Genomic DNA, 12,234 nt, shown 5'->3' with positions numbered 1-12,234 from the left:
CCGTGGTTCAGGCAGCGCGAATCAGGCACTGCCCGGCCTCGTGACGTTCCGAGATCACCGTCGGGCACGATGGGTGATGCAGCGACCGATTCCACTGATGTGGTGGCACGGCGGCACCATGCGCGCTTCCGCCCGGTGCGATCCCGTGACGCCGCAGGCTCGGTGACAGGAGACTTGGGGATGATCGACAACACCACCTCGGGACGGCCCGAGGTGACCTGGTCCGAGCGGTTCGTCGGCGCCGCGCTGGGTGGGGCCGTCGGCGATGCCCTCGGTGCGGTCGTGCGCTACGCGACGATCGACCAGATGGCGGTGAGTCCCGATGCCGGGGACGTCGCCGAGTATCTGCGTCGTTACGGTGCGCCTCATTCCGGAACGGACGTGTCCCAGATCACGGCGTTCGTACTGGAGGGGCTCATCCGCGCGCGGACCCTGGACCGCGACGCACGCGAGATCGTCGAGGCCAACCTCGCGGCGTGGCTGCACACGCAGGGCGTGCCGAAAAGCCAGGCGATGCGGCGATTCCCTGGCGCGCGGTTCGAACCGAGTGGGTGGCTGACGAACCGCGCTGAGCTCTACTCGCACGGCAACCCGCTCGGGAACACGGTGCGCGACGTCGCCGCTTTCACCCTCGGACACCCGACGCCGGTGACGTGGACCCGTGACCCGCGGCAGTCTCTGGTCCTGGTGGCGTGCCTGTCTCCGACGCTGTTGTGGGCGCACGACGACACGACGACGAACGCGCTCGCGCGAGATCTGGCCTCCCGCGTGACCACCTCCCGCTCGGTGATGGCGGCTGGGGCGTTCCAGGCGACGCTGCTCGGCAGGCTCGTCCGCGGGGTGCCACTGGTCGAAGCCTTGTGCGGCAACGACAGGACCAGTCGTATCGAGGACCTGCTGGAGGCGCGACCCGAGTTCGACGAATGGTCCGCGTGGGCCGCGGTCGACGCGGTCCTCACCAACGGGTTCGGTGAGACGACCGGATCTCACCCGGGCGAGCCCCACCCCGGATTCGACACCGCCAGTGGCCTCGGTGAGGTGGCCAGTGCGCTAGCCGGTGTCGTGAGCGGCCAGAACTTCTTCGACGCCGTCCGATGGGGGATGCGAACCAACGGCGACAGCAGCGTGGCGGGCGCACTGGCGGGCCAGCTGGCCGGTGCGCGGTTCGGCGTGGGTGGAATTCCCCCCGAATGGCTGGACAATCTCGAACTTCGGGAAGTTGTCGACACGTTGGCGGCGGACGCGGTGAAAGCCTTCCCGCCGCAGGTACGGCCCGCGGCGGGAAATTGGGCACAGCGGTACGTCCACCCCGCTCGACCCGCTCGTCCTGTCGGCGGCACGGCGGCACCGGAACTCGCCGGCGCTCAGGCGACGAGTTCCGACCCGGAACAGACGATGACGCTGCCCGTGCTCGACGCCGATCTCGCCGAGCCGGAACCACCGTTCGACGCCTCGCCCGAGGCCGGCCCTGCTTTTCCCGCCACCGAGCCGGAGGACTCGGTCGTCCCGTCCACAGAGGACACGATGCGGTTCGCCGCGTACCGGGACGGGCCGGTCGAGGAGTCGGCGCCCGCGTGGCCCGAGCACGTCCTCCAGCCGGAGGCGGCCACCGACTCCGAGCCTGCCGACTGCGACGCCGCCGGCCTCGAGGCTGCTCACGGCGAGCGTGCCGCTGTCGGGGACTCGAGTTCGCGCGAGTTGGTGGCCCCCGAACCGGAAGCCGTGTCGGAGAACTTTTCCGTGAAGGACGACATCTCGAACGGGTCCGAGAACGCGGCCCAAGCCGGCGGCCGTGTCCCGGACGAGAATCCTGCGCCGGACGACACCATCGCGTCCGATGACAGCCTTGCCGCTGACGACGCCGTCGCCGACCGCAGCGTCACTCCGGACGAGAACCCCATTCTGGGCGACCACGCTTCACCGGGGACGGACGCCGCGGCCGACGGGGTGGCCGAAGTGGACACTCCCACGCCGGTCGACCTCCCGGGGCGTCCCACCCGCGGGCGTGCCGACGTTCCCGCGCTCGCCGGTCTCTCGGTGCTCCCGGGTCGGAGCGAGTCTTCCGCCGAGACGCCCGGCACGCCGGATCCCGACTCGTCGGGATCCGCAGTGTCCCCGGCTCGCGCGCCGGTCCCCATGGAAGCGCCCGAACCGGAGGAACCGACCCCGTCGGCCGCTGCCGAGTCGGCGGCGGCGCCCGGCACTGCCGTTTCCGGCGACTCCGCCGACACCGGTGCCGACACGGGCGCCGGGGCCGAGCCGTTGTTCACCGAGCGGGTGCTCGGCTGCTTCCTCGGCGGCGCCCTCGGCGACGCGCTCGGTGCGAATCTCGAGTTCCGCACTCCCGCACAGATCACCGCCGAGTGGGGCGGCGACGAGCCCCGAGGACTGCCGATGGCCTACGGGGTGCGGGGCGCGATCACGGATGACACGCAGATGACGCTGCACACCGCTGAGGGGCTCATCCGGGGCAGGATGGCTGCGCGCGAGTACGGCGACGGCGACCTCCTGCCGCACGTGCACCTCGCGTACCAACGCTGGCTGCACACCCAGGGCATCCCGTGGCGCGAAGCGGCCGGGACGTTCCTCGATGGGACCCCCGAGCCCGACGGCTGGCTCGCCGGTGTGCCCGACCTGTTCGCCACCAGGGGACCGGGCAAGACGGTCTTCGCCGCGCTCCACGGGTTCGCGGACGGGGCGCCGATCGGTTCGTTCGAGGAGAAGATCAACGACTCGAAGGGTTGTGGCGGGGTCATGAGAGCCGCCCCGGCGGCGATGTGCTCGACCGACCCGACCGAGGTCTTCGCCGTCGCCGCGCGCACGGCGGCTCTGACCCACAGTCATCCCGCCGGGTATCACTCCGCAGGAGCGCTCGCGGTGATCGTGCAGCAGGCGCTGCTCGGCCGGAGTCTCGACGACGGCGTGTGGCTCGCCCTCCAGGTCCTGGAGACCTGGGAAGGGCACGAAGAGACCAGCGCCCTGCTCGAAACCGCTGTCGAGTTCGCGTCGCACGGGGTGCCGGCACCCGATCGGCTGCACGACACGCTCGGTGGCGGTTGGGTCGGCGAGCAGGCTCTCGCGATCGCCGTCTGTGCCGCGTTGATCGGCGGGGACGATGTCGAGCTGGCCTTGCGCGTCGCCGCGCACCACGCAGGCGACAGCGACTCCACGGCCGCGATCTGCGGCAACATCGTCGGTGCGTTGACGGGTGTGGCGGCGCTACCGGTCGACTGGCTGGTGGATCTGGAACTGCGCGAGGTGATCGAACAGCTCGCGCTGGACTGTGTCGCCGAGTTCGGTACCGGCGAGTTCGCCCCCGAGCTGGACGGCGCCGGCCAAGAGGACTGGCACCGTTACCCTGCGCGAAGCCTCGCCCCGACCGCCCCGACCACTGGCGCGGCTCCGGAGGTGTTCGCCGACGACGCGGTGGGTGAGTTCCCGGCGCCGAAGCCGACGCCGCGCCGCGTCCACGGGTTGGCCCAGGAGGACGCTCCCCGGTGACCGAGACCGGCTGCCGGCGAGTGGCGCCGTCGGCTCTCGCGCGGTGGTGACATGATTCCGGCGGTGTTTCGGGTTACAGTGCGACCGCCGAGCCCGGACTCCGCCTGCAGCTCTGCCTCGTCGTCCCCGCAGCTCACGTAGCCGTGGCCGGACTGTCAGCCAGGTAGGATCGCTGGTGGGTACCCCCGTTTTGACCCTCTCAGAACGGGGCAGGTATCTTTATCCAACGGACCCGACAGCCATCGGGCCGATCCGTATGCCCGTGACGTGACGAGGCTCGCGAACACCGGTTCCGCCGGTCGCCGTGGGGGCGTCCTGCGAGACGGGCCGTGCGGACTCCTCCTGAAACCCCACGGGTGTTTCCCGGCGGGACGCCATCAGCGCCGCAAGGCCGAGGAGAGGGCGACACGCCCGACCTCGTGGTGCAGGGGGCCCAAGTACACAGTGCCTACCGGTGCTCGACGCCAGGGCACGACACGGTGCCCGTCCGGGCGCCACACCGACGCGAACGCTGAGAAGAAAGCCGGTCCATGCCCACCATCCAGCAGCTGGTCCGTAAGGGCCGCCAGGACAAGGTCGCGAAGACCAAGACCGCGGCGCTCAAGGGGAGCCCGCAGCGGCGTGGCGTGTGCACCCGCGTGTACACCACCACCCCGAAGAAGCCCAACTCGGCCCTGCGCAAGGTCGCCCGTGTGAAGCTCACGAGCGGTATCGAGGTCACGGCCTACATCCCGGGTGAGGGTCACAACCTGCAGGAGCACTCGATCGTGCTCGTTCGCGGCGGCCGTGTGAAGGACCTCCCCGGCGTGCGCTACAAGATCATCCGCGGTTCGCTCGACACGCAGGGTGTGAAGAACCGCAAGCAGGCTCGCAGCCGTTACGGCGCGAAGAAGGAGAAGAGCTGATGCCCCGTAAGGGACCGGCCCCGAAGCGACCGCTGAACGCCGACCCCGTGTACGGCGCGCCGCTGGTCACCCAGCTGGTGAACAAGGTCCTGGTCGACGGCAAGCGCTCGTTGGCCGAGAAGATCGTCTACGCGGCGCTCGAAGGCTGCCGCGAGAAGACCGGCACCGATCCGGTCGTCACGCTCAAGCGCGCGCTGGACAACGTCAAGCCGACCCTGGAGGTCCGCAGCCGCCGCGTCGGTGGCGCGACCTACCAGGTGCCGATCGAGGTCCGCGCCGGTCGTTCCACCACGCTGGCCCTGCGCTGGTTGGTCACCTACTCGCGGCAGCGCCGGGAGAAGACCATGATCGAGCGTCTGACCAACGAGCTCCTGGACGCGAGCAACGGTCTGGGCGCGAGCGTCAAGAAGCGCGAAGACACGCACAAGATGGCGGAGTCCAACAAGGCCTTCGCGCACTACCGCTGGTGACACCGGGTCGGCTCCTGCCCGCCTCGGCTCACCGATCTGACAGCTCACACCTGCTGTAGGAACGGGGAAGAAACTCGTGGCACGCGACGTGCTGACGGACCTCACCAAGGTCCGCAACATCGGCATCATGGCCCACATCGACGCGGGCAAGACCACCGCGACCGAGCGGATCCTCTTCTACACGGGGATCAACCACAAGCTCGGCGAGACGCACGACGGTGCGTCGACGATGGACTGGATGGAAGAGGAGCAGAAGCGGGGTATCACCATCACCTCGGCTGCTACCACGACCTTCTGGGGCGACCACCAGATCAACATCATCGACACCCCGGGGCACGTCGACTTCACCGTCGAGGTGGAGCGCTCGCTGCGCGTCCTCGACGGTGCGGTCGCCGTCTTCGACGGCAAGGAGGGTGTCGAGCCGCAGTCCGAGCAGGTCTGGCGGCAGGCGGACAAGTACGAGGTTCCGCGCATCTGCTTCGTCAACAAGATGGACAAGCTCGGTGCGGACTTCTACTTCACCGTCTCGACCATCAAGGACCGTCTCGGTGCCCGTCCGCTGGTCCTGCAGCTGCCGATCGGGTCGGAGTCCGACTTCGAGGGCGTCGTCGACCTGGTCGCCATGAAGGCGCTCACCTGGCGTGGTGACGTCAAGAAGGGCGAGCAGTACGAGATCGAGGACATCCCGGCCGACCTCGCCGAGACCGCCGCGAAGTACCGCGAGGAACTCGTCGAGGCCGTCGCCGAGAGCGACGAAGCGCTGATGGAGGCCTACTTCGCCGGTGAGGAACTCACCACCGAGCAGATCAAGGCAGGCATCCGCAAGCTCACCGTCGACAGGGAAGCCTTCCCCGTGCTGTGCGGTAGCGCCTTCAAGAACAAGGGCGTGCAGCCGATGCTCGACGCGGTCGTCGAGTACCTGCCCTCGCCGCTGGACGTTCCGCCGGTGCAGGGTCTGCTCACCGACGGTGAGACGCAGGCCGAGCGCAAGCCGAGCACCGAGGAGCCGTTCTCGGCGCTGGTGTCCAAGATCTCCGTGCACCCGTTCTTCGGCAAGCTCACCTACATCCGGGTCTACTCCGGCAAGGTGGCGCAGGCGCAGCAGATCATGAACTCCACGCGGGAGCGCAAGGAGCGCATCGGCAAGCTCTTCCAGATGCACTCCAACAAGGAGAACCCGGTCGACGAGGCCCAGGCCGGCCACATCTACGCGGTGGTCGGGCTCAAGGACACCACCACCGGTGACACCCTCTGTGACCCGCAGAACCAGATCGTGCTCGAGTCGATGAGCTTCCCCGAGCCGGTCATCAAGGTCGCCATCGAGCCGAAGACCAAGGCCGACCAGGAGAAGCTGTCCACGGCCATCCAGAAGCTCGCCGAGGAGGACCCGACCTTCCGGGTCAACCACGACGAGGAGACCGGTCAGACGATCATCGAGGGTATGGGCGAGCTGCACCTCGAGGTGCTCGTCAACCGGATGAAGACCGACTTCAAGGTCGAGGCGAACATCGGTAAGCCGCAGGTGGCCTACCGCGAGACGATCCGCAAGACGATCGACAAGTACGAGTACACGCACAAGAAGCAGACCGGTGGTTCCGGTCAGTTCGCGCGTGTGATCATCAAGCTCGAGCCCATCGAGCAGACCAACGAGAGCGCGACGTACGAGTTCAAGAACGAGGTCACCGGTGGCCGCGTTCCGCGCGAGTACATCCCGTCGGTCGACCAGGGTGCCCAGGACGCCATGCAGTACGGCGTGCTGGCCGGCTACCCGCTCGTCGGGCTCAAGGTGACCCTGTTGGACGGCCAGTACCACGAGGTCGACTCCTCGGAAATGGCGTTCAAGGTCGCGGGCTCGATCGCGCTGAAGGAGGCCTCCCAGAAGGCGTCCCCCGCGCTGCTCGAGCCGATGATGGCCGTCGAGGTGACCACTCCCGAGGAGTACATGGGTGAGGTCATCGGCGACTTGAACTCCCGTCGTGGACACGTTCAGTCCATGGAGGAGCGCAGTGGGACCCGCGTCGTCAAGGCGCTCGTACCGCTGTCCGAGATGTTCGGGTACATCGGCGACCTGCGTTCGAAGACGCAGGGTCGTGCGAACTACTCGATGCAGTTCGACTCCTACGCCGAGGTTCCCGCGAACGTGGCGAAGGAGATCATTGCGAAGGCTACGGGTGAGTGACACCACTGCGTAGCAGTGGGGGAACTCTCCCGGGGTCGAGCAGGACCGACGTGCCGCGTCAACACTGCGTAGGCAACGGGGAGTGATCCCCTGTAGTTCGGTGAGGGGCCGGTTCCGACTCCGGTGAGCACTCGACGACGAGGTGCCGGCCCGTTGCCAACCCGACAGGACTCCGCCTGGCACAGCTTCTCCGCGATCAACGCGGGGTTCGTACGGCGGAAAGAGAACACAAGTCCAGGAGGACAATCCAGTGGCGAAGGCGAAGTTCGAGAGGGACAAGCCGCACGTCAACATCGGGACCATCGGTCACGTTGACCACGGCAAGACGACGCTGACCGCGGCGATCACCAAGGTCCTGCACGACAATCACCCGGAGCTGAATCCGTACACGCCGTTCGACGAGATCGACAAGGCGCCGGAAGAGAAGCAGCGCGGCATCACGATCCAGATCGCGCACGTCGAGTACCAGACCGAGAAGCGTCACTACGCACACGTCGACGCCCCCGGTCACGCCGACTACGTGAAGAACATGATCACCGGTGCCGCTCAGATGGACGGTGCGATCCTCGTGGTCGCCGCCACCGACGGCCCGATGCCGCAGACCCGTGAGCACGTGCTGCTCGCCCGTCAGGTCGGCGTGCCCTACATCCTCGTCGCACTGAACAAGGCCGACATGGTCGACGACGAGGAGATCATGGAGCTCGTCGAGATGGAGGTCCGTGAGCTTCTCTCGGAGCAGGACTTCCCGGGTGACGACGTGCCGGTCGTGCGTGTCTCCGCGCTCAAGGCGCTCGAGGGCGACGCGGAGTGGGGCTCCAAGATCATGGAGCTGCTCAACGCCGTCGACGAGAGCGTTCCGGACCCGGTGCGCGCCACCGACCAGCCGTTCCTGATGCCGGTCGAGGACGTCTTCTCGATCACCGGTCGCGGCACCGTCGTCACCGGCCGTGTCGAGCGCGGCGTCGTCAACAGCGGCGAAGAGGTCGAGCTGGTCGGCATCAACCAGAAGTCGACCAAGACCACGGTCACCGGCGTCGAGATGTTCCGCAAGCTGCTGGACCAGGGTCAGGCCGGGGACAACGTCGGCCTGCTGATCCGCGGCATCAAGCGCGAGGACGTCGAGCGCGGCCAGGTCGTCGTGAAGCCCGGCACCACCACCCCGCACACCGAGTTCGACGCACAGGTCTACATCCTGTCCAAGGACGAGGGCGGGCGGCACACGCCGTTCTTCAACAACTACCGGCCGCAGTTCTACTTCCGCACCACCGACGTCACCGGCGTCGTGACCCTCCCCGAAGGCACGGAGATGGTCATGCCCGGCGACAACACGGAGATGGCGGTGCAGCTCATCCAGCCGATCGCGATGGACGAAGGTCTGCGTTTCGCGATCCGCGAGGGTGGCCGCACGGTCGGCGCGGGCCGCGTCACCAAGATCAAGAAGTGACTCCGGCAGAGGCCCTGCTCTCGCAGTCCGGGGGCAGGGCCTCTGCGGTGAGTTCGGCACGAGCCGTGGCTCACCACCCCCCGATTTGAGGCTGGTGCACCGCGTGTGCCATCCTGTACGGGTTGCTCGTCAGGGCGGCCGGTTCCGTGAGGAAGCCCGGCCGCTCTGCTGCGAGAAATCCATACCCCTGGTTCGTCGATCGCATCGACGAGGATCGACCGTCTGGTTCGTCCGCGTACCGGGGTAGGACAAAGTTTGGTGTACGGACCCCAGGGTCCATCCCGCTGGCGATGTTCGGCGGGACCGGTCTGCGACGGGAAGGCGACACGCCCGACCGCGTGTACCGGGCACCCATACACCTGAACAGGGGCGGACCGCGGACTGTGAAGTCCCGCGACGGGAAGCGCCCCGGCGGTGTGCGAGCTCCGGCTCGTGACCGGCGGGACCGATTTCCTCGACGGACGCCAGCATCAACCGCACCGCGCTAGTTGACCTAGCGGCACGAGACTAGAGGAACGGCAAGCCACTATGGCGGGACAGAAGATCCGCATCCGGCTCAAGGCCTACGACCACGAGGCGATCGACGCGTCCGCGCGCAAGATCGTCGAGACCGTGACGCGCACCGGCGCTCGGGTCGTCGGTCCTGTGCCGCTGCCCACCGAGAAGAACGTCTACTGCGTCATCCGCTCGCCGCACAAGTACAAGGACTCGCGGGAGCACTTCGAGATGCGCACGCACAAGCGGCTGATCGACATCCTCGAACCGACGCCGAAGACGGTGGACGCGCTCATGCGCATCGACCTGCCGGCCAGCGTCGACGTGAACATCCAGTAAGTGCGTCGAGGGCCCGGGAGTGGGCTCGCGCAGTGAACATGACGCGTTCGAGATGAGCGGCGGAGAGAACGAGACTGATGTCTGACAGGCAGATCAAGGGGATTCTGGGCACGAAGCTCGGCATGACCCAGGTCTTCGACGACAACAACCGGGTCGTCCCGGTGACCGTCGTGCAGGCCGGGCCGAACGTCGTGACCCAGATTCGAACCCAGGAGAAGGACGGCTACTCGGCCGTGCAGCTGGCGTTCGGCGCGATCGACCCGCGCAAGGTGAACAAGCCGCGCGGCGGCCACTTCGCCAAGGCTGGTGTCACCCCGCGCCGTCACGTGGTGGAGCTGCGGACCGGGCAGACCGGTGAGTACGAAGTGGGCCAGGAGATCACGGCCGAGGCGTTCGAAGCCGGCACCGTGGTCGACGTGGTCGGCACCAGCAAGGGCAAGGGTTTCGCGGGCACCATCAAGCGTCACGGGTTCAGCCGTCAGGGCATGAGCCACGGTACGCAGGCGGTGCACCGCAAGCCCGGTTCGATCGGCGGCTGCGCTTACCCGGGACGGGTGTTCAAGGGCATGCGCATGGCCGGCCGGATGGGCAACCGGCGGGTGACCACGCAGAACCTCAAGGTCCACCAGGTCGAGGGCGATTCGGGCCTGCTGCTGATCAAGGGCGCCGTCCCCGGCCCCAAGGGCAGCCTGGTCGTCGTCAAGAGTGCTGCGAAGGGTGGTGCGTGATGACCGCCAAGCTCGACGTCCGTACCCCGGACGGCAAGACCGACGGTTCCGTCGACCTCCCCGCGGAGATCTTCGACGCGCAGGCCAACATCGCGCTGATGCACCAGGTGGTCGTGGCCCAGCTGGCAGCGGCGCGCCAGGGCACGCACTCGACGAAGACGCGCGGCGAGGTCGCGGGCGGGAGCAAGAAGCCCTACCGGCAGAAGGGCACCGGTAACGCCCGGCAGGGCTCCATCCGCGCGCCGCAGTTCGTCGGTGGTGGCACGGTCCACGGGCCCACCCCGCGCGACTACAGCCAGCGCACCCCGAAGAAGATGAAGGCGGCCGCGTTGCGCGGTGCGCTCTCGGACCGTGCTCGATCCGAGCAGCTGCACGTCGTGACCGAGCTGCTCAGCGGGACGACGCCGTCGACCAAGCAGGCCAAGGCCGCACTGCGGGCGGTCACCGGAGCCAAGCGTGTTCTGGTCGTGCTGACCAGGGACGAAGAGACGACGCGGCTGAGCCTGCGCAATCTTCAGAACGTGCACGTGATCGAGCCCGGTCAGCTGAACACCTACGACGTTCTCGTCAACGACGACGTCGTGTTCAGCCGTGACGCGTTCGAGCGTTTCGTCGCGGGCCCGCCCCAGGGTCGTTCGGCCAAGGCCGCGGCCACGTCCGCCGAGGCTGAGGAGGCAGACCAGTGATCCCCGATCCGCGCGACATCGTGATCGCGCCGGTGATCTCCGAGAAGAGCTACGGGTTGCTCGAGAACAACCAGTACACCTTCTTGGTCCGTCCCGGCTCGAACAAGACCGAAATCAAGATCGCGGTCGAGAAGATCTTCGACGTGAAGGTCGTGAACGTCAACACGATCAACCGTCAGGGCAAGCGTAAGCGGGCCCGGACCGGGTTCGGTAAGCGGAAGGACACCAAGCGGGCCATGGTCACGCTGTCCTCCGACAGCAAGCCGATCGAGATCTTCGGCGGACCGGCCGCCTGACGGCGCCGATACAGACGAGGACTGCGTTAGAGATGGGCATTCGCAAGTACAAGCCGACGACGGCAGGTCGTCGCGGCGGCAGCGTGGCCGACTTCTCCGAGATCACTCGGTCGGAGCCGGAGAAGTCGCTGGTTCGTCCGCTGCACGGTCGTGGCGGTCGCAACGCACACGGCAAGATCACGACGCGGCACAAGGGTGGCGGTCACAAGCGGGCGTACCGCCTGATCGACTTCCGCCGCAACGACAAGGACGGTGTGCCGGCCAAGGTCGCGCACATCGAGTACGACCCCAACCGCAGCGCACGTATCGCGCTGCTGCACTACGCCGACGGGGAGAAGCGCTACATCATCGCGCCGGACAAGGTCCGGCAGGGTGACCGCGTGGAGAGCGGTGCCAGGGCCGACATCAAGCCCGGCAACAATCTCCCGCTGCGCAACATCCCCACGGGCACCGTGATCCACGCGATCGAGCTCCGCCCCGGTGGCGGCGCCAAGATCGCGCGTTCGGCGGGTGCACGGGTGCAGCTGGTGGCCAAGGACGGCCCGTACGCCCAGTTGCGGATGCCTTCGGGCGAGATCCGCAACGTGGACGCCCGGTGCCGCGCCTCGGTCGGTGAGGTCGGCAACGCCGAGCACTCCAACATCAGCTGGGGCAAGGCAGGCCGCATGCGGTGGAAGGGCAAGCGCCCGACCGTCCGCGGTGTGGTCATGAACCCGGTGGACCACCCGCACGGTGGTGGTGAGGGTAAGACCTCGGGTGGTCGTCACCCGGTCAACCCGAAGGGTATGCCGGAAGGCCGCACCCGCCGCAACAAGCCCAGTGACAAGCTCATCGTCCGCCGCCGGCGTACCGGCAAGAAGCGCTGAGCAGGGAGGTAAGCAACCATGCCACGCAGCCTGAAGAAGGGCCCGTTCGTGGACGACCACCTGCTCAAGAAGGTGGACGCGCTGAACGACTCGGGCAAGAAGACAGTGATCAAGACCTGGTCGCGCCGGTCGACGATCATTCCGGACATGCTCGGGCACACCTTCGCGGTCCACGACGGCCGCAAGCACGTGCCGGTGTTTGTCAGTGAGTCCATGGTCGGGCACAAGTTGGGCGAGTTCGCCCCGACCCGCACCTTCAAGGGCCACGTCAAGGACGACCGGAAGTCGCGCCGCCGCTGAGCGGTCTGTGACACGAACTAGCAAG

Annotated in this window: 11 protein-coding genes; all 11 read left to right on the top strand. The window is 67.6% G+C overall.

Annotated features, from left to right (window positions below; genetic code table 11):
- The first annotated feature begins 180 nt into the window (after nucleotides 1–180).
- Nucleotides 181–3,501: an ADP-ribosylglycohydrolase family protein gene (locus GIY23_RS20260; RefSeq protein ID WP_187351950.1), complete on the top strand. Its 3,321-nt coding sequence runs from the start codon at nucleotides 181–183 to the stop codon at nucleotides 3,499–3,501.
- 530 nt (nucleotides 3,502–4,031) lie between these two features.
- A complete protein-coding gene (gene rpsL, locus GIY23_RS20255; RefSeq protein WP_154078109.1) occupies nucleotides 4,032–4,406 on the top strand; it encodes a 30S ribosomal protein S12 in 375 nt (124 codons plus the stop codon).
- Nucleotides 4,406–4,876 (top strand): 30S ribosomal protein S7, encoded by a 471-nt coding sequence (gene rpsG / locus GIY23_RS20250; protein WP_154078108.1) that lies wholly within the window; start codon nucleotides 4,406–4,408, stop codon nucleotides 4,874–4,876. Before rpsL ends, rpsG begins: the two co-directional genes overlap by 1 nt.
- A 76-nt stretch (nucleotides 4,877–4,952) precedes the next feature.
- Nucleotides 4,953–7,055, top strand: a complete 2,103-nt coding sequence (gene fusA, locus GIY23_RS20245; protein WP_154078107.1) for an elongation factor G — start codon at nucleotides 4,953–4,955, stop codon at nucleotides 7,053–7,055.
- 250 nt (nucleotides 7,056–7,305) lie between these two features.
- Nucleotides 7,306–8,499, top strand: coding sequence for an elongation factor Tu (gene tuf, locus GIY23_RS20240; protein WP_154078106.1), 1,194 nt, complete (start codon nucleotides 7,306–7,308; stop codon nucleotides 8,497–8,499).
- A 528-nt stretch (nucleotides 8,500–9,027) separates the two neighbouring features.
- Nucleotides 9,028–9,333 (top strand): 30S ribosomal protein S10, encoded by a 306-nt coding sequence (rpsJ, locus tag GIY23_RS20235; RefSeq protein ID WP_009948626.1) that lies wholly within the window; start codon nucleotides 9,028–9,030, stop codon nucleotides 9,331–9,333.
- 77 nt (nucleotides 9,334–9,410) lie between these two features.
- Complete coding sequence (gene rplC / locus GIY23_RS20230) at nucleotides 9,411–10,061, top strand: 50S ribosomal protein L3 (protein ID WP_154078105.1); 651 nt, start codon at nucleotides 9,411–9,413, stop codon at nucleotides 10,059–10,061.
- A complete protein-coding gene (gene rplD, locus GIY23_RS20225) occupies nucleotides 10,061–10,747 on the top strand; it encodes a 50S ribosomal protein L4 (protein WP_154078104.1) in 687 nt (228 codons plus the stop codon). Before rplC ends, rplD begins: the two co-directional genes overlap by 1 nt.
- Complete coding sequence (rplW, locus tag GIY23_RS20220) at nucleotides 10,744–11,043, top strand: 50S ribosomal protein L23 (RefSeq protein ID WP_154078103.1); 300 nt, start codon at nucleotides 10,744–10,746, stop codon at nucleotides 11,041–11,043. Before rplD ends, rplW begins: the two co-directional genes overlap by 4 nt.
- A 32-nt stretch (nucleotides 11,044–11,075) precedes the next feature.
- Nucleotides 11,076–11,909 (top strand): 50S ribosomal protein L2, encoded by an 834-nt coding sequence (gene rplB / locus GIY23_RS20215; RefSeq protein ID WP_154078102.1) that lies wholly within the window; start codon nucleotides 11,076–11,078, stop codon nucleotides 11,907–11,909.
- Between the two features lie 18 nt (nucleotides 11,910–11,927).
- On the top strand, nucleotides 11,928–12,209 hold the full coding sequence (gene rpsS, locus GIY23_RS20210; RefSeq protein WP_154078101.1) for a 30S ribosomal protein S19: 282 nt from the start codon (nucleotides 11,928–11,930) through the stop codon (nucleotides 12,207–12,209).
- Nucleotides 12,210–12,234 lie beyond the last annotated feature (25 nt).

Origin of the sequence: Allosaccharopolyspora coralli, assembly GCF_009664835.1 — a bacterium.
In the GTDB taxonomy this organism is placed as follows: Bacteria; Actinomycetota; Actinomycetes; order Mycobacteriales; family Pseudonocardiaceae; genus Allosaccharopolyspora; species Allosaccharopolyspora coralli.
The sequence above is the reverse complement of the archived record's forward strand: the minus strand, read 5'-3'. Positions and strand labels throughout refer to the sequence as shown.